The sequence below is a fragment of the Bifidobacterium subtile genome (assembly GCF_000741775.1).
Taxonomy (GTDB): Bacteria; Actinomycetota; Actinomycetes; order Actinomycetales; family Bifidobacteriaceae; genus Bifidobacterium; species Bifidobacterium subtile.
This window is the reverse complement of record NZ_JGZR01000002.1, coordinates 109,189-127,599: the sequence shown is the minus strand read 5'-3', so window position 1 is coordinate 127,599 and position 18,411 is coordinate 109,189. Positions and strand designations below refer to the sequence as shown.

The 18,411-nt window shown below is 61.2% G+C and carries 11 protein-coding genes and 1 pseudogene; 3 read left to right on the top strand and 9 right to left on the bottom strand.

What is annotated here, in order from left to right; genetic code table 11:
• Nucleotides 1-4 precede the first annotated feature (4 nt).
• Nucleotides 5-790 (bottom strand): acetoin reductase, encoded by a 786-nt coding sequence (locus tag BISU_RS01555; protein WP_024463773.1) that lies wholly within the window; start codon nucleotides 788-790, stop codon nucleotides 5-7.
• A gap of 191 nt (nucleotides 791-981) precedes the next feature.
• Between BISU_RS01555 and BISU_RS01550 the strand changes: the two are divergent.
• From BISU_RS01550 to BISU_RS01540, 3 genes and pseudogenes are all read left to right on the top strand, one after another.
• Nucleotides 982-2,172 (top strand): annotated as a pseudogene (locus tag BISU_RS01550) (amino acid permease); the annotation flags it as partial.
• Between the two features lie 101 nt (nucleotides 2,173-2,273).
• A complete protein-coding gene (locus tag BISU_RS01545; RefSeq protein ID WP_024463771.1) occupies nucleotides 2,274-3,509 on the top strand; it encodes an ISL3 family transposase in 1,236 nt (411 codons plus the stop codon).
• 97 nt (nucleotides 3,510-3,606) lie between these two features.
• Nucleotides 3,607-3,915, top strand: coding sequence for a hypothetical protein (locus BISU_RS01540; RefSeq protein ID WP_024463770.1), 309 nt, complete (start codon nucleotides 3,607-3,609; stop codon nucleotides 3,913-3,915).
• Between the two features lie 872 nt (nucleotides 3,916-4,787).
• Here the strand turns inward: BISU_RS01540 and BISU_RS01535 are convergent.
• The 8 genes from BISU_RS01535 to BISU_RS01495 all read right to left on the bottom strand — a co-directional run bounded on the left by BISU_RS01535 (nucleotide 4,788) and on the right by BISU_RS01495 (nucleotide 18,406).
• On the bottom strand, nucleotides 4,788-5,723 hold the full coding sequence (locus BISU_RS01535) for a hypothetical protein (RefSeq protein ID WP_024463769.1): 936 nt from the start codon (nucleotides 5,721-5,723) through the stop codon (nucleotides 4,788-4,790).
• Between the two features lie 724 nt (nucleotides 5,724-6,447).
• A complete protein-coding gene (gene pyrE, locus BISU_RS01530) occupies nucleotides 6,448-7,188 on the bottom strand; it encodes an orotate phosphoribosyltransferase (RefSeq protein ID WP_024463768.1) in 741 nt (246 codons plus the stop codon).
• A gap of 298 nt (nucleotides 7,189-7,486) precedes the next feature.
• Nucleotides 7,487-8,662 carry an orotidine-5'-phosphate decarboxylase gene (gene pyrF / locus BISU_RS01520; protein WP_024463766.1) on the bottom strand — a complete coding sequence of 392 codons (1,176 nt, stop codon included), beginning with the start codon at nucleotides 8,660-8,662 and terminating at the stop codon, nucleotides 7,487-7,489.
• Nucleotides 8,663-8,756: 94 nt separating this feature from the next.
• The gene (locus BISU_RS01515) at nucleotides 8,757-10,349 is read right to left on the bottom strand and encodes a dihydroorotase (protein WP_024463765.1); all 1,593 of its coding nucleotides are present in this window, start codon (nucleotides 10,347-10,349) and stop codon (nucleotides 8,757-8,759) included.
• 97 nt (nucleotides 10,350-10,446) lie between these two features.
• Entirely contained in the window at nucleotides 10,447-10,866 is a 420-nt protein-coding gene (locus BISU_RS01510) for an aspartate carbamoyltransferase regulatory subunit (RefSeq protein ID WP_024463764.1), read from the bottom strand.
• Nucleotides 10,866-11,969, bottom strand: a complete 1,104-nt coding sequence (gene pyrB, locus BISU_RS01505) for an aspartate carbamoyltransferase (RefSeq protein ID WP_226839156.1) — start codon at nucleotides 11,967-11,969, stop codon at nucleotides 10,866-10,868. Before pyrB ends, BISU_RS01510 begins: the two co-directional genes overlap by 1 nt.
• Nucleotides 11,970-12,060: 91 nt before the next feature.
• On the bottom strand, nucleotides 12,061-14,586 hold the full coding sequence (ligA, locus tag BISU_RS01500) for an NAD-dependent DNA ligase LigA (RefSeq protein ID WP_051246123.1): 2,526 nt from the start codon (nucleotides 14,584-14,586) through the stop codon (nucleotides 12,061-12,063).
• A gap of 202 nt (nucleotides 14,587-14,788) precedes the next feature.
• Entirely contained in the window at nucleotides 14,789-18,406 is a 3,618-nt protein-coding gene (locus BISU_RS01495) for a tetratricopeptide repeat protein (RefSeq protein WP_024463761.1), read from the bottom strand.
• Nucleotides 18,407-18,411 lie beyond the last annotated feature (5 nt).

The window sequence follows — 18,411 nt, the reverse complement described above, 5'->3', positions numbered from 1 at the left end:
CGGGTCAGATGAACTGGATACCGCCGTCGATCTGCACCGCCTGGCCGGTCATGTAATCGGAATCGGTCGAAGCGAGGTAGGACACGTAGTTGGCCACATCCTCCGGCGTCTCCACGCGGCCCAGCGTGATCGACTGCGCGTACTGCTTGAGGTACTGACCCTTCTCGCCTCCGTTGAGCTCGACCATCTTCTCGTCGATCAAATCCCACATGGCAGTTCCCACGATGCCCGGGCAATAGGCGTTGACCGTGATATGGTAACGGCCCAGCTCCTTCGCCGACGCCTGAGTCAGACCACGCACGGCGAATTTGGTCGCCGAGTACGCGCCGAGCAGGTCGAAGGCGATATGGCCGGCGATGCTGGAAGCGTTGATGATCTTGCGGATGCGCTCGCCGTCATCCTGCTTGCGGAACTGCTCCGCCGCTGCCTGAATGCCGTAGAGGTCGCCGTAGACGTTGATGCTGAAGATCTTCTCGATGTCTTCGGGCGTCTCGTCCTGCAGCAGCTTGATCTGCGCGATGCCCGCGTTGTTGATGTAGGTGTCCAGCCGGCCGAACTCGTCGACCGCCTTTTGCACGAACTTCTCGTGGTCCGCCTTCTTGGAGACGTCGCCCGCGACGCTGACTGCCTTGAAGCCCTTGCTGACGAGTTCCTGCGCTGTCGCCTCGGAGGTGCCCGGGTCCAGATCCGCGATGACCACGGCGTATCCGTCCTTCGCCAGACGCTCCGCGATGCCCTTGCCGATGCCGCGACCGCTGCCGGTAATAACCGCAACTCTTTGATCAGCCATATGAACCACTCCATTCATGTGCTTGTGTGCTATGTGCTACTTTGCCGAGTCGCCTTCGTTGTGACTCAAGGCCACTGTAACACTCCATGGCTTTATCGTGATTCATTATCATCAGCAATATATGTAAGCATTATCACAGTATTGGCAACGTCGCGGCGCTGGCGACATCGCGCCCACGCGGGTATCGATCCGAAAGCCGGGCATTCAGCTACTACGCGACAAGGTACTGGTCAAAGCGCGCCGGATTCGTGTCGGGCTGGAGCTACTGGTTCCCGGCCATCCCCCAGTGGGTGTCCGCCGCGGTCTTCCTAGTGGCGATCACCGTGTTGAACCTGCTGGGCGTGGCGAAGTTCGGCGAATTCGAGTTCTGGTTCGCGCTCATCAAGATCGTAGCGGTCGTCGCGATGATTCTGGGCGGGCTGGCGATTCTACTGATGCATCTGCCGACTGCCTCCGGCATCCCCGCATCGTTCTCGAACTGGTTCTCGCTGAAAGGCGGATTCCTGCCGCACGGGCTGATGACACATGTCTCTGGCGGTCATTCTGGTGGCCAGTGGACCGGCCTGCTCATGGCGCTGTGCGTGGTGATGTTCAGCTTCGGCGGCACCGAGCTGATCGGCATCACCGCAGGCGAGACCGCCGACCCGCGGCGCACCATACCGAAGGCCACGAACGGCGTCATCTGGCGGATTCTCGTGTTCTACATCGCGGCCTTGGGCATCATCATGGCGGTGGTGCCGTGGAACACCATCGACGGTACTTCCAGCCCCTTCGTGCAGATCTTCGACTCCGTCGGTGTGCACGCGGCGGCCGGAATCCTCAATTTTGTATGCCTTACCGCCGTGATGAGCGTCTACAATTCCGGGCTGTACGCGAATTCGCGCATGCTCTACTCGCTGTCCAGACAAGGCAACGCACCCAAATACCTCGGCAAGCTCAATAGCAATGGCGTGCCGATTGCCGGCGTGCTCACGTCGGCCGCCGTCACCGCGCTGGCCGTGGTCGTAGTGTTCCTGTGGCCGCAGTTCGCCTTCAACTACCTGATGAGCATCGCCACCATCGCCGGCATGATCAACTGGACGATTATCATGATCACCGAACATCATTTCCGCCGCTGCGTCGCTGCGGGCAAAGGTCCGGGATCGTTGGCGGGCAAGACAGGCCGAAAGGCGCTCGACCAGCTGCAATTCACGCTGCCATTCGCCAGCGTCACGCCGTGGGCAGTGCTCGCCTTCCTCGCAGCCGTAGTCGTGCTCATGTGCTTCTCGCCCGGCTACGTAGTCGCCGTCATCGTCGGCCCCATCTGGATCGCCGCGCTGCTGGCCGCCTATCAGGTGCTCGTGCGGCGGCGTGGCGAAAGTGAAGCAATACTCGATGAGTAAGCAGCCGCATAAGCTGCAGTATCAATAAAAATAAGGCTTTTCGCTGTTTGTGGTGGGTGGGGTTGGTTGGTGGCTGGGTGTGTTTCGGGTAGGTTGGGGGCATGGATACTGCGAATTTGTTTACTGCCGCGCTGCAGTTGCCGGATCCTTGGAAGGTCGGGTCTGTGCAGTTCCGGGACGTCGAGGACGGCGGCCGTGAGCTGCATATGGGGATCGGTTTCGAGCCCGGGTCTCGTTTCCCCTGTCCCCAGGATGGGTGCGTCCAGGCGGATTGCATGGTGCATGACACGCGCGAGCGGGTGTGGCGGCATTTGGACTTCTTCCGGTACAAGGCGTTCATCCACGCCGCCGTGCCGCGCGTCATCTGCTCGCAGCACGGTGTCGGAACGGTTGGAGCGCCTTGGGCGCGTCCGGGCAGCGGGTTCACGCTCCTGTTCGAGGCGTGGGCCGTGGAGCTGGCCAAGCACATGCCGGTAAGCGTGCTGGCCGGGCTCGTTGGGCAGAGCGACACCCGCCTGTGGCGCTTCATCGCGCATTACGCGCAAGAGGCCCGCCGACTCCTGGACTGCACGGGAGCGGAGGCGATCGGCATCGACGAGACCAGCAGGAAGGGCCACGGCTACATCACGGTGGTCGCCGACCCGGCGGAGCATGACGTGGTCGACGTGACGCCCGGCAAGGACTCCTCTACGGTCGAGCGGTTCGCCCGGGATTTCATGGATCACAACGGCGTGCCCGAGTACGTGCGCTCGGTGACGTGCGACATGAGCCTGGGCTTGCAGAAAGGAGTGCGCGAGCACCTGCCCAACGCCAGGCGCATCGTGGACAGGTTCCATGTCATCAAGCACGCCAACGAGGCCGTCGACGAAGTCGGGAAGACGCAAGGACGAGGGAACAAGCTCCTGAAGAAGACCAAATACCTGTGGCTGGGCAACGAGCGCAGCCTCTCGCCGGCCCGTCTGCAGACCAAGCGCAACCTGATGAGGCAGCGGCTGAAGACGGCGCGCGCCTGCCGGATGCGCGAGACCCTGCGGGACATCTACCAGGACAGCCAAAGCCCGGCCGGGGCGTACGGCGGCCTGACCCGGCTGTGCTCGTGGATGACGCGCTCCAGGCTCGAGCCCATGAAACGATTCGCCGCCCTCATCCGCCGGCACTGCCATGAGATCATGGCCTACTTCCATCACCCCTACGCCAACGCGATCCTGGAAGGCCTCAACAGCATCATCCAGAACATCAAACGGCGAGCCAGAGGATTGCGCAACATGGACTACTTCGCCACCATGATCTACCTCAACAGCAGCAACCTCGACCTCAAAGCCGTCACCACCAACTAACAACCGCCCACCACAAACAGCGAAAAGCCTTGATTTACAAGCGCTACAATGTACCACAAGGCAATACCGTGGTGGAAATCAACAGGGGGGGCTCGCGTTGCTCATCAAGCTGGTGGTGCGTTCCGTGGCGAGAGATGTGGAATCGTGGCTGGCGCTGATTCTTGCGACCGCGATTCTCTTCGCCGCCGAGCCGACCGGTTCGCTCGGCCCCGCCACTGCCAAATCGGTGATGCAGCTCATGCGCGCCGGAATCACGCCGCGCAGCTCGCTCATCATGGTCACGCACGACTTCGATCTCGCCGCCACCGCCGACCGCGTCATCGTCCTCGCCGACGGCGTCAACCACGCAGCGCTGCGCCACCCCACCAGCGAGCAGCTCTTCGAGCTCATGCAGCAGGCGTCATAAGCAATTGGCGGACAGGGTGCTGACATTTCCCGACACAGTTGAGCCCTGACGTTGTCCACGATTCGATTGGCGTCGCGTAATATCTTGACGTCGTAGACGACAAGTTCTGTACACATCTTGTCGTCTACGACGTCAAGATATTACGGATTCAAGACCGAAGCATTGCCAGCGAACGAGCGGTATGGGAGTCGGACATGCGTTTGAGCAGCACCTCGGCGAAGTCCGCGCGATATTCGCGTTCCCGCTCCGCCAGCCTCCGCATGATGCTAGCGCACCGCCAGAGAGATTCCGCCGCAATCCCCTATGTGCCTGAACATATGCTTCCAGCAAACGCGACAGACCGACCTCCCATGCAACGCTCACAAGGATGATTCCAAGAAATCCCAGCTATCTGCGTTATGTGAGTCGTTAGTTCACCCCTGCGGAGGTCTATCTGCGTTGTGTGAGGCGCTAATTCCTTGGTACCCCGAGTATCGCTGACTGTAAACGGCGGTTTTGGAACGCCCGATACTCAGGCCTCCTCGAAATAACGCCTCACACAACGCAGATAGACCTAGGCAACACCGGTTTAACGCCTCACATAATGCGGATACACTCATAACTGCGCAGAATAAGGCCACAATGCTTGGCTATAATTTCGCGGTACAGTTCCGCAACTGTATATCTGCAACCCACCCGAGCCATTCGGATTCCCGCCTGGGCCGATGCAGCCAGCAACAGGTATCCGCAGCTTTCTTACCCACGGTTGCCATCAGCACCAATCAACGACGCTCGAAAGTACGTCGGCGAACCAGCGGAACCACGCATACTGTCATTGCGGCGGTAGAACTGCATTGAATCGACAAATCCAGCATGTCTTTTATCGCTCCCGATTATCGCGACTGCCATCGCGAATCGCGTCTGCCATCGCTCAGTTGACGAATCGACTGCCTATCCGTCAACGCTACCGGCCAACCAGTAGCCCTGTGGATGGCTTCAGCCACGCGTCGCGCCAGTCTCTCCTCTTGCTCCTCATCCCCAAGATTCAGCTTGGTCACCTGAATATACTCCCATCCCGCACCCTGAATAGCCTGGCGTCTGCTTGTGTCTGCCAGCCACTGCCCTGCATGGTCGCCGCCATCATATTCAATGGCAATCGAATATTCGGGATATGCCATATCGAGCAGCATCGCCTTGTTGGTATGCGGGTTTCGAATGGCATAATTCACCTGTGGGCATGGCAATCCATAACGCATCAAGGCTAACCGCGTTCGCGTCTCGAACGATGAATCGGAATTCTCCCGCATCAGCCGCAATGCTCTGTAGCAGTTACGAATTCCCTTGAATGCTTTTCTGCGCTGCCCTGAATCCACTGATTCCTGACAATACTCCTCCGCCCTTTTCAAAAATGCGATGAAATCCTCAAAAGTAGCGCGTTTAAGACGATTATCCCGGCGCATCATAGAGTCTCCGAGAATCGCCAATTCCGCTACGGAGAGGTATGCCGACATCATCGCCCAGGTGCAGGCAGGCGAAGTACACACAAATCTTCGCTCGACAGTTACAGTCTCTATCGGCCCCTGCCACACAATGAATGAAACTCCATCAACATGAGAACGGCGGAGGGCATCGGACACGACGACATACATCTTATCCTTAAACCGCATACGTTCAGGCAGCTTAGGTTTTTCGATGGCGAGCAGCTCCAAGGCCGTCGGTAGGGCATACACCAGCTCTGCGTCACTTCGTCGCCGTTTCGATGAGCACACCCTCATCCGCTGATACTTGAGCTCTGTAAGTGCGCTTAAACTTATCGATTCCTGTGCCATTCCTCGACCATATAGGTATCCACCTGCTCCTGCATCCCCGAAGCTCAATAATGTGGATATGTGGATAACTGGCAGTGGTTTGGCATGCAATCCGTTCTGTTCGTTGGCTGACAGGGAAAAATACGTCTCAGCTATCGCGCCGGACATGTCAGCACCACAACCGACTAGATGCACAAGAATATTCCTGAAATCTCAAGTCATGCATACGGACACTTCAAAGACATTGGCACAGTCACTATATTGCATACCTGTGATGATGCCGTTGGGCTGAAAACCCCAAGATTGGACAAGTCGCAGCATTATCTCGCGGTTTCGCAGGCAACCTTTGCAATGATGTTGCCCGTGCAGCCGTCCAGACGATGCACTCTTTCGCCTAGATAAGGCATATCCGAATCGTACTGAGGCCCATCTGCATTATGTGAGGCGTTAACTGCTGGCCGCGGATGTCTATCTACGTTATGTGAGGCGCTATTCCGTGGGGAGTCAAGTATTGGGCTGCTAGAAGCCGCCATTTTCAGCCGTCGATACCCGGGGTACTATGGTTTTAACGCCTCACATAACGTAGATAGATATCCGCAAGGGTGAGTTAACGCCTCACATAATGCAGATACCAGATCTTTCGTCTTATTTCATCGGGCAACAAGCTGTTTTGCCGTGGACATAGCAGCATTCACAACGTGAAATCGCCCATTCTGACAAAACAGCCGAACATAGCATCCGGCGATCACGCGCCATACTGGGCGAGGTAGTCCTTGGCCCGTTGGGCGAGATCGGCGCTAAGCAAGGGCTGACCTGCGGCATCGGTCATCTGCTCGGCTGCGGCGAAGATCTCGCGCACGTTGGCGATAGGGATTACCGGGAAGCCGAACTCCTGCTCCACAGACGAGACGGCAGAGCGGTCGGAATCCTTGGTTTTCTCCATGCGGTCCACCGCGAGAATGAGACCGACGATTTCGACGTCGGCCGCCGCCTTGATCTTGGGCACGACCTCGCGCACGGCGGTTCCGGCCGTCATGACGTCGTCGACGAGCAGCACCTTCATGCCGTCGCGCAATTGGGTTCCGACGAGCATGCCGCCGTCGCCGTGGTCCTTGGCTTCCTTGCGGTCGAAGGTGTAGCCGATCTGCGCATCGTGCATCGAGGTCAGTGCAATCGCAGTGGAAACGGCCAGCGGGATGCCCTTATACGCCGGCCCGAACACGGTATCGATGTCGCTGGGCAACGCCTCAGCGGCTATGGAGGCGGCGATTCGCTCGGCGTAGAAGGCACCGAGCGTGGCGATTTTGCGGCCATCGTTGAACGCGCCCGCGTTGATGAAATACGGCGATTGCCTGCCGGATTTCAAGGTGAAGTCGCCGAATTTCAAGGCTTGTGATTGCAGCAGGAAGGCAGTAAATCGGCTGTCCAACGAGTCCGCCGCTTCTCCATGCGCTGAAGCGGCGGAAATTCCTGTTTCCGTATTCATCGTATTGGCCGTGGTTGACGCATCCTTAGTGTCTACAGTGTTCATTTTCATCCTTCTGATTGCCGTTTCTTTGATTATTCAGTTGTGTCCCATCGCATTCGCCGCGTTGGCCATACTGCATACCATCGTTCGCCCGCTTGTCATGCCCGGCATACGAAAGAATGCCCTGAATTCGCGTCAGCACTCGTATCGCGCCGGATACCGGCAGCCAACAACCGGCTCCCATTGCCAGCAGCAGGCGGACAGCGGCCGGCTTGACTGAGCAAGATCAATACGTTCGGACTCTGCATTCCCAAGCTCACCGGTAGACGGCTACACGCAGCTCGTCGCGCATGTTGAGTGCCGCCTGCCGCGCTGCGGAGGCCACGAGGTCAAGTGCCTCGTCGGCGGTCATATCGCTGCGGTATCCGCCGGATTTCTTCCATGCTGCGATGATGCCGCGCGAGGAGTTGACGATGGCGCCCGACCCGTCCGCATCGAACATGCCAGCCACATCCTGCGCGGTGCCGCCTTGCGCACCAAAGCCCGGAACCAAAAAGAACGTGTGCGGCATGCGTTCGCGCAGCGCACGGCCTTCCTGCGGATGGGTCGCGCCCACGACGGCACCCACGCGCGAATATCCTTCGGCTCCCAGCGAGTCGCTCCCCCAGCCATTCACCAGATCGGCGACATGCTCGTAGAACCGTTCTCCTGAAGCCAGTTCAAGCTCCTGAATGTCTTTGCTCGACGGGTTTGACGTGCGCACCAGCACAAAAATCCCCTTGTCGGTCTGCTTCGCCGCGTCCACGAAGGGCGTGATGCCGTCAGCGCCAAGATACGGGTTGACCGTCACCGCGTCTTCGTGCCACAGGTCGTTGTAGGAGTCGGACTCATTCGGTTCTTCGGCGGCATGTGCAGCCGCTCGATGTGCGTCAACGATGCCCGCGCTGTTGTCTGTGCGTCCAGCGGAGTCTATGCGGTCGGCACGGACTGCATGACCGATATGGCCTGCATCAGCAGGTCGCACGATACCGTCGGCATCGGCAGGTTGGACTACAGACGTGTCCGCAATCCGCGGCAAACCGCTCAGATGCTGCGCATAGGCAGCGGCGGTGGAGCCGATGTCGCCGCGCTTGATGTCACCAATGACGTATAGCCCTTGCTGCTGCGCGTATTCGCAGGTCATCGTGTAGGCGTCGACGCCGGCCGGCCCCAGCGCCTCGTACATCGCGATCTGCACCTTGACGGCAGGCACGATGTCGGCGACGGCATCGATCACCGCGCGGTTGAATTCGAAGTACCCCAAGGCAAGGCGCGAAGCCGTTTGCTGCGCGCCACTTTCGGAAGCATACCCAGCGTCCGTCTTATCTCCCGCGGCGTCCAAATCATCGCCCACCGCGTCGAACACCTGGGGCGGCACCAACGCCGTGGTCGGGTCCAGCCCGATAACGCTCGGATTCTGTACGGCCTTGATTGCCGCGATCAGACGGTCCATGGCTTTGTTCCTTTCCTGAGAACTCCTGAAGTTCTCTTGCTTGGCCGTGTCACACCTGTGTCAAGCCAACCGTGGCTAGCGTATCTAGCCGTATCTAGCGCTCGGATTGCGCGATTCTGCTGAAGACCAGCCGTCCGTCCAGAATCGTGGCCATAGGCTTGCCGGTGACTTCCCAACCGCCGAACGGCGTGTTGCGGGCCTTGGAATGGAAGCGCTCGGGGTCGATGGTCCAGCGTGCATCAGTGTCGATGAGGACGAGATCGACGCCCGTCTGGTTTGCCGTTGCCGCAGCCGAAATCCCAGCAAGGTCAAGCACCCGACGAGTCGAAGATGCTGTGCCATCATGAACGTCACCAGCCATTAGGCCGCTATGGTCCACACCATGAATCGAGGAATCGCCCGATTCCACATCAACGCCTGCCAGATCGTCGTGCCCCACGCCAAGAGCAGAAACACTGCCGTTCGACGCACCATACGCCGACTTGTTCAGCAAACCATCAATATCAACCGCCTGCCGCCTCAGCAACTCCATCGGACGAGTCGACATCAGCTCGATAAGTCGCCTGTCATCGATGTACCCGCCGTCGACCAGCACCGTATGGCAGACCGCATAGGCGCTTTCCAAGCCGATAATGCCATTCGGCGCCGATTCCAAACCGGAGCGCTTCTCCTCGATGGTGTGCGGCGCATGGTCGGTGGCGATCATATCGACCGTGCCATCGACGACGGCCTCGATCGTGGCCTGCTTGTCGGCTGCAGAACGCAATGGCGGATTCATCTTGGCGAGCGCACCGTATTTGAGCAGGTCCTCGTCGCACAGGGCCAGATAGTGCGGCGCGGTCTCGCAAGTGATCGGCAGACCCTCGGCCTTGGCTTTGCGAATCGCCTCGAAGGAGCTGGCCGTGCTCACATGCTGAAAATGGATATGGACACCGGTTTCGCGGGCCTTGTCGATGTCTCTGGCGACGATTGCCAGCTCCGTATCCGCCGGGATCCCCGGCACGCCGAGCTGGCGGGAGATCTCACCCTCGTTGATGATGCCGGAATCATGGTGCTCGCAGTGCTCAACCACGCACAATCCGGTCTGCTTGGCGTTGTTCAGAGCCGCGTCCAGGGTTTCGTCGGTCACCGCCGACCCGTCGTCACTAATGGCGGCAATGGGGTGGGCCCGCTGCTCCGCATCTTTCGCGTCGTCGTCATGTCCTGCGATATACCGCTCCCAGTCGGCCGGATCGCTTGCTTCGACACCCGCGCGTCCCTTCGAGGCGCAGACCGAAAGATCGTAATGCGAGGGCAGCGGAACGCCATGCGCCTGCTCGTAATGCTGCAAGTAGTCGATGACCGTGCCGTATCCGGCATCGAGCACTTCCGCAGCGCCCGGCTGCCCGGCATCAACCGGCAGCCCATCGATGGCCGGCTCGGTGTTGGGCATGATGAGCAGATCGGTATATCCGCCGGCAGCCGCAGCCCGGCACCCGGAAATCATGGTTTCCTTGGCCGTCTGTCCGGGATCGCGGAAGTGGACATGCGGATCGGCGAAGCCGGGCGCGAGTGTGAGGTTCGAGCCGTCGATCTCGCCGGCCGTCACGCAGTCGGGATCGGCGAAGGCACGCTCTGAGTCGGCTTCGACGCTCAGGTCGATGCGTTCGCCAGTGTCCCATACGCGGATGTTGTGCAGTGTGAGCATTGTGCTCCCCGTTCCTAATGCCGTTCTTCTGTCAATTGCTGTCAATTGCTATCAATGCAATGCCGGATGTGATGCCGCCGATGCAGCAGGGTCGCCTTTACCGCTTCGCCTTTTCGTCGCAGTAGTCGCAGCGGTATTCGCCGCGCTCGCGTTGCGCGAGGTGGAACATCTGGTCGAGGCCTGTTTCGCTGCTGGTCACGCAGCGTGGGTTCGCGCAGGTCAGCACGTTGACGAGGTGGCTGGGCATCGTCGGTCTGACTTTGTTGACGATGGTCCCGCCGCGCACGATGTCCACCGTTGCCTGGCGAGCCACGAATCCGAGCACCTCAAGGTTGATGTCCTTCTCGGTTTCGATTTTGATGATGTCCTTCGAACCGAATCGGTTGCTCGTGGTGTTCATGATCAGCGCCAGCTGCGTCGTAGCCGGGTCGATTTTGAGATATTCGAGCACTTTCAATGCCTGCCCAGCCGGGACATGGTCGATGATGATGCCGTTTTGTATGCTGGTGACTTCCATCAGACCCGCACCTCCTCCTGCTGCAGCGGCTCATAGCCCGGCAGCTTGTCTCCTATCACCGCGCTTTCGAGCGCCATGCGCATCAGCATGCCGTTCTTCACCTGTTCGAAGTAGGCGGCTCGTGGGTCGTCATCAACTTCGACGGCGATTTCGTTGACGCGCGGCAACGGATGCAGCACTGCCATATCCGGCTTCGCTAGGCGCATTTTGTCGGCGTCGAGGATGTAGGTGTCGCGCAGGCGCAGGTAGTCGTCCTCGTTGAAGAAGCGTTCCTTTTGCACACGGGTCATATAGAGTACGTCGAGGTCGCCGATGCTGCCGGCCAAATCGCTCACCTCGACGTACGAGCAGGTCTCGGTCGCGTTGATGCGGTCGAGCACGTACTGCGGAGTCTTCAATTCGTCGGGGCTGATGAGCACGAAATTGACATGGCCGAAGCGGCACAGCGTTTCGATCAAGCTGTGCACCGTGCGGCCGAAGGTGAGGTCGCCGCACAATCCGACGGTCAGATCCTGGACACGCCCGAAGCGCGACTGCAAGGTGGCCAGATCGGCCAGCGTCTGCGTGGGATGCATATGCCCGCCGTCGCCGGCGTTGATGACCGGCACCGAGGCCGCACGTGAGGCGACGAGCGCTGCGCCCTCCTTGGGATGGCGAATGGCGACGACGTCGACGTAGTTGGACACGGTTTTGAGCGTGTCGGCAATCGATTCGCCCTTGCTCACCGAGGAGAGCTGTGCGCCGGCGAAGCCGATGACCTGTCCGCCGAGGCGGAGCATCGCGGTTTCGAAGCTCAGGCGCGTGCGCGTGCTCGGCTCATAGAACAACGTGGCCAGCACCCTGCCATCGCAAGTGTGGGCCACGGTCTTGCGGTGGGCGTCGATGTATTGCGCCCGGTGCAGCAGCTCGCGAATCTGGGAGGTCGATATATCGTCAAGCGTCACCACGCTGGTGCCGACGAGCGACGAAGGATAGTCAGGAGCATGATCCGAAGCTGCGGATCGATCGGCTGCGGAGCCGACGGCGGCACTTTCCATAGTGTTATCTTCGGCAGTGCTTTTTCCAGCAGTGGAATCGACTTGCGACACATATTCGACGGACAAGGGCACACCTTTCTTTCGCGCAAGGTGGCCACCGGCGGTGACCTCGCCAATCATACGCCGTTTTTCGGACATGGAGCTCCAACTCCGAGCGTTACGCCTCGTCCGCCGACGTATTCGCCTCCCCTGGTTCGCCGGTCGCCAGCAGGCGTTTGAACTGGGATTCGTCGAGCATGGGCAGACCCAGCGACTCGGCCTTGCTTGCCTTGGACCCGGCGTTTTCGCCGACGACGACGTAATCCGTCTTCTTGCTCACCGAGCCTGCGGCCTTGCCGCCGTGGGAGATGATGGCCTCCTTCGCCGAGTCGCGGCTGAAGTCTTCGAGAGATCCGGTGACGACGACTGTTTTGCCCGTCAGCGTTTGCGGCTCATTGTTGGTCTCGACGCCGCGCCCGACTCCTGCGGCCTTCCATGCGGCAAGTATCGCGCCGCGCCAATCGCCGGGCGTATGCGCGGCGGCGAACCATTCCACGATTGATTGGGCGATCTCCGGTCCGATGCCGTCAATGTCGCACAGCTCTTCGACATTGGCCTGCTCGATGGCCTCAAGAGAGCCGAGACGAGTGGCCACCAGCCGCGCGGTGGGAGGCCCAAGCCGCCTGATCGACAGCGCCACGAGCACCCGCCACAGGTCGGCGTCCTTGGCCTTCTGGATCTCGTCGAGCATGGCGAGCGTGGTGCGCGAGGGCTTGGCGGCGATTTCGCCTGATTTGCTCTGATTATAGAACGCGGGCACCCGGTGCCACAGGCCTGAGCTGCCGATTCGCCGGCGCTGTTTGTGCTTGCGCCCGGACTCGTCGATATGCGCGCTCACCTCGATGATGGGCGCCTCGCGCCAGACGTACACGCTGCGCAGATCCTCGGCCGTGATGGAGAACAACCCTGCCTCGCTGGTGAGCACTGGCATCTGCTCGGGCGGCAGCCCCAACCCTTCGACCGGTTCATAGGGCTTGGGCGATTCACCAGGATCGACGATTATCTCGCGCAGATTCGGCGCATAGGTATCCGCCGAGCTCGGCCGATTTTCCTCCGGATTGGTCAGCGCCACGGCGCTCTGCTCGCCGAGGTGCTCGATGTCGAAGGCCTTGCGCGAAGCCAGGCTGATGATGCGCTCGGTGAGCTGGGCCGGGCACGCCTCCACATTCGGGCAGCGGATGTCCTTGTCGCCCTCTTTGGCCGGCGCCAGCACTGCGCTGCAGGAGGGGCAATGCTTGGGCATCACGAATTCGCGCAGCTGATCCTCGCGCCCTTCGCGACGGCTCAAAACCGGCCCGACCAGTTCGGGAATCACATCGCCAGCCTTGCGTACCACCACCGTGTCGCCGATGAGCACGGCCTTGCGCTTGACCTCGAAGGCGTTGTGCAGCGTCGTGCGCGACACCGTCGAGCCGGCGACCAGCACCGGCTTCAGAATCGCGACCGGGGTGACGCGGCCCGTGCGCCCGACCTGCACCTGGATGTCGAGCAGCTCGGTGTTGACCTCCTCGGGCGGATATTTATACGCGATCGCCCAACGCGGGGCACGCGACGTGGCGCCCAGCGTGCGTTGCAGCGCCAGATCGTCGACCTTGACCACGATGCCGTCAAGCGCGTGCTCGATGTCGCCGCGATGCTCTTCGTAATAGTCGATCATCGTCAGAATCTGGTCGAAATCAGTGACCTCGCGATTGTGCGGGGAGACCGGGATGCCCCAAGTCTGGTACAAGGCATAGGCCTGCGACTGGTCTTCGAGATGGCCTGCGCCCTGGGGCACCCGGCCGCCCGGCCAGCGCAGCTGCCCCAGGCCGTGAGCATAGAAGCTCAGCCGCCGCGTGGCGGTGATGCGCGGGTCCTTCTGACGCAGCGAACCGGCTGCGGCGTTGCGCGGGTTGGCGAACGGAGCCTTGCCCTCATCCTCGTTGCGCTCGTTGAGGGTGCGGAAGTCGTCCCAGCGCATGAACACCTCGCCGCGGATCTCCACGAATTCGGGAATATCCTTGGCATCGCCGGACAGGTTGGCGGGAATCGTGGCGATGGTGCGCACGTTCATCGTGATGTCTTCTCCGGTCACGCCGTCGCCGCGCGTCAGGCCCTGCTGGAGCACGCCGTTGCGGTATATGAGATTGAGCGCCAGTCCGTCGATCTTGACCTCGCACGTCATCGGCAGCGGCTTGTCCTGCGGCCAGTCGAGATCGCGGCAAACCGAATCGTACCAATCGCGCAGCTCCTCGATGGAGAACACGTCGTCCAGGCTCATCATCCGCGAGGGATGGCGCACCGAGGCGAAATCGTTCGAGAACGCGCCGCCCACGCGATGCGTCGGCGACTGCGGCGAATCCAGCGTCGGGAACGCGGCTTCGAGCGCCTGCAGGCAGCGCATGCGCACGTCATAGGCGGCATCCGATGCGGTCGGAGCGTCGTTCACGTAATAGGCGATCTGGTCGGATTCCACCCATGAGGCCAGCCGAGCCCACAGTCTGGCAGCATTCTCGGCGCTCATCGCGCTCACGTCGAGATCGTCGAGCTGCATCGCATCGGCGTCGGCTGGCTGCAGCGCGGCGATCCACGCCGCCGAGCCTGGTTCCAACGAGGTTCGTATCGTGTCGCTCATAGTCGTTTCACCTGCATGACTTACGTGGATATGGATTGTCTGTCACGATTGTATATGCGCACTACGCATGCCGCGATTCGTGTAGTGCGCACGAACCGAACATCGGGGTCGAAGCAATTCCCCTCCAAAACGGCGGAATGGCAAGGTTCATGCCAGAGACCATCGACGCCGAGCATGTTCGCTTCGTGCGCACTATGCGATGAGCTATGAGAATAGTGCGCATAGCTCCGCCTCAGGTGTTGAGCGACCTCAGGAACTGCGCCTGCGCCATATCGATTCCGTCATCGCCCGAATCGTTCATCCGCGCTGCGGCGACCGAGAGCGTGCGTGCCGGGACGAACATGGCGTTGTCGACGCACACCCTCGCCGCATCGCGCACGATGGCGGCTGCCTCGGTATGCGGCCAGACCGGCAGGTCGTGCGCGGCAAGCAGGCGCTGCGCCTGTTCCACGTCGCGCGGAACGGCGATGCATTGCGACTGCGCGCGGGTGAGCAGCTCATGCAGCTCCGCATCCAGTGCGCCGATGCTCCCGGAGGCTATATGATCGCTCATGATGTAGGCTGCGGCCGCAACGTCCAGCTCGTCACGCATCCATTCGGCGTAGGCGAAGCGATAGTACGCGAATGCGGCGTCGTTGCGGTCCAGCGCGACGCGCAATGCGTTCAGGCAGGCGGCTCTGGCCGAGTCCCAGTCCTCGTTGCGGGCCAGCTGCACGGCAAGCTTGAGATGCGACAACGGGTAGGCCGGCGCATAGGACACCATCGCATTGAGCTGCGGCAGCGATTCCTTCGCCCCCTTGAGCTGCGCAAGCACATCGGCCAGTTCCATATGCGCATAGAACAGGTTGTCGGGTATCAGCACCGTGCGTTCGCCGGGCGTGGCGAAAAGACGGTTGTAGACCACGCGTTCCGCGTAGGAGTTGAAGTACCGCGGCACGCCGTCGCCCGCTGCGAACATCTCATCAAGCCGATCGACCTGCCCGATGAGATGCTGCAGGGCCTGATCGACCTGCCCCGAGAACAGCATGTCACGGGTTTTGATCCGTTCCTGATCGAGCTGCGGCGACAGCGAAAATTCGAAATCCGGCGTGTCCTGATTGTCGATCAAGGCGCTGCCGACCTGCGGAGCCAGCCCGGCAAGCTCCGGGTCGCCGAGCTCATCGACGATGCGCATGGCCTGCTGAGCCTTGGCTACGGAAGGCTTCACAGCGTCGGCGGCAAGCCGATGGAAATCGTCGACCGCGCGCTGCAGCAGATCCTCACGCTGGATCGAGAGCCCTACCGTGCTGCTGGCACCCAGCACATGCGCCACGCTCGGCGTGAAGTCCACATCCGAGAGCTCGGGCTCCTCCTGGGAACCGAGCGGCGAGAAACGCGCGTCGCGCAGATTGAAATCAGCGTTCACGGCGCGCAGCCCGCCGCGCTCGTCCACATCCATGACCGCGCCGAAAAGACGGTAGGTCTCGACTGGGTGGCGCAACCCGTCCTGGCGCAGCCGAGCCAGCAGCTCTTCGCGCGTGAAAGTGACCGTGACCATATTGCGCACGCTGGGGTTGCGGCGCAGGGCCTCAAGCGGATCGTCGCCGCCAGCCTGCCCATCCTCCCCCGCCGTCTGAATCTCGTGGGCAGCGCCACCGCCCATCGCGTCGAACGTCATTTCATCAATGTCGGGGAAGGCGATGCCCTGCATCAGATCCTCGAACTGCCGATCGATCGAAGGCTGCGTGCCCTGTTCGCCGCGCGGCCGCGCCTGATCCTCCCGCCCATGCGTATTCTCGGACGCCTCGTCGCGCACGGGTCCGCCGGCATTCTCATCGGCGCTCGCAGCATCGTCGGCGGCACTATTCGCGGCAGCGCCTCCATTCCCGCTCGCGGTCTCGTCTCCAGCGCTGCCGGCCTCGCCGGAAGCCGGATGCATATTCGACTCCGGACCTGTCTGAGTCGCCGGATTTTCGCCCCGGCGCCGCAAATCCTCGTCATGAGGCGCCGCGTTCGAACGTGAGGGGTCCCCATGCATGTCGCCGTCCTTGGGGCCGGCCTTGGACGAATCGAAGCGCAGATCAGGCGTGCGCATACGCTCAAAAGCGTTCAGCGCCTGGTTCATCAGCTGCGTGATCGCGCTGTCCTGCTCGGCCACGGCCTCCTCCAGGCCGATCGAATCGATGTGCAGCGACACCTTCCCGATACGGGGATTGGCACCGAAGCCGAGGACCGCCATGATCAGACCGATGCGCAGATTGTATTCGGCGCTCATCGCCGCCCGACGCTCCGGGCTGATCTCCGCCCACGTGTGCGTTTCGCGCTCATAGCGCTGCGTGGGCATCATCGACATGCCCGCCGTAGTGAAAGCGAAGGCGGCATTGCCATCTCCCAGATTCGAGCGGAATTCCACGTCGAAACGATAGGGCAGCCGCAGTCGGCGCAGCAGCGTCGCCAGCGTCTGGCGGTATACCCACTCCGAATCCGAACGGGCGTTCGCGTTGCCTGCCGGGTCGGGCGATTCATCGGCAATGGCATGCGCACTCTCCTGCGCCACGTCAAGCATATGCTCGATGGCCCGTATGCCATCGTCATCGCTCAGGTCAGCCGCCTGCTGGTCGTCGAAGCCGAGTGCGCTCAGGGCGGGGTCTTCGAGCAGCGCCAGATCGATCTGAGCGGCCTGAATGCGAGTGACCGTGTCTTCAATCGGCATGGCGCCGATGCGCGCATTGCGTTCCAGCCATCCGCTGACCGAGGAGAAGCGATTGAGATTGCCTTCGATGCGCAGCGCTGTAAGCGCAGGAGCAAATTCCATCGAGGAATCCCATGCGAAGAAGTAGCTTCCCGAGTAGCTCGACGTATACAGATGCAACGGCTCCGCCCCATGCACCGCCTCCAGGCCCGCAGTCGGCTCCATCGCGCCGGCCTGCTCCATGAGATCGGAGAAATATTCTTCCAGCCCTGAGACGCGCAGGCCGCGCGAGCGCGCGTCGTTCATGTCGCGCACGCATCGCCTGATGGCCCCCATCGGGGCCTCGCGGTTGAGTCTGCGGAAGATATTGCCCGAGCCGAAGCCAATCAGCTGCCCGCCGATCTGCACCAGCATGTAGGCGCCAAAGAAGGCGATGGCTATGGCGTCGCGATATTCCAGATCGAAGCGCATCGATTCGGGCAGCTCCATGCGCAGCTGCTCAAGCGTGTAGCGATTGGCGTGCTTGAGCCATGAGGCGAGCCACATCATCTGCCCGCTCGTATCGCGTCCCACGATGCCGCCGCGTACGACGTCGACGCCGTGCTGCCCTTGCCCCGACTGCCCGGGCTGCGCCGCCAGCCTCAGCTGCCTCAGCACTGATTCGAACGATGATTCCTGCGTCACGCCGGATTTGCCCAAACGGCTGTCCTGCGACAAGCGGGACAGCCCTTCCTTGCCGAAGATCAGACAGGGCTCCATGCCATGCGTGTCCATGGCCGGATCGGTGCCGATGAACACGCGTCCCTTGCCATCGGCGAGCGCAATCTGGGCGAAATGCCGTTCGCCCATGAATACGCCGAGCGAGAACGCCTGGCCATTGCTTTGCGGCAGCTGGGCCCAGCCCAGCGCCAAGGCATCGGGAACGCCTTCGAATTGCGTGAACATCCGGTGCTTGGTCAGTGCGGGAAGCGTCAATGCGCCTTGGCGCAAATCGTCTAGCAGACCGGCAACGCCGTCGTGCGAGGAGGTCGAGGGGCCGGCGTCATGCGCGCCGCCTGGCTGCCGCCTGCCATCACCCGCCATGCCGAGGGAGCGAATCGCGCGTCGCAACCGTGCGAATATGGCAGATCCGCGCCCTGAGCGGGCATGCTCGTTCGTATCGTGGATGAATTCAGGCATGCGTC

Excerpts from the sequence above, each read along its gene's own strand:
- BISU_RS01545 (WP_024463771.1), top strand. The coding sequence starts at position 2,274 with ATGGATACTGCGAATTTGTTTACTGCCGCGCTGCAGTTGCCGGATCCT.
- BISU_RS01515 (WP_024463765.1), bottom strand. The coding sequence starts at position 10,349 with ATGCTCACACTGCACAACATCCGCGTATGGGACACTGGCGAACGCATC.
- BISU_RS01510 (WP_024463764.1), bottom strand. The coding sequence starts at position 10,866 with ATGGAAGTCACCAGCATACAAAACGGCATCATCATCGACCATGTCCCG.
- pyrF (WP_024463766.1), bottom strand. The coding sequence starts at position 8,662 with ATGGACCGTCTGATCGCGGCAATCAAGGCCGTACAGAATCCGAGCGTT.
- BISU_RS01495 (WP_024463761.1), bottom strand. The coding sequence starts at position 18,406 with ATGCCTGAATTCATCCACGATACGAACGAGCATGCCCGCTCAGGGCGC.
- BISU_RS01555 (WP_024463773.1), bottom strand. The coding sequence starts at position 790 with ATGGCTGATCAAAGAGTTGCGGTTATTACCGGCAGCGGTCGCGGCATC.
- BISU_RS01535 (WP_024463769.1), bottom strand. The coding sequence starts at position 5,723 with ATGGCACAGGAATCGATAAGTTTAAGCGCACTTACAGAGCTCAAGTAT.
- pyrE (WP_024463768.1), bottom strand. The coding sequence starts at position 7,188 with ATGAATACGGAAACAGGAATTTCCGCCGCTTCAGCGCATGGAGAAGCG.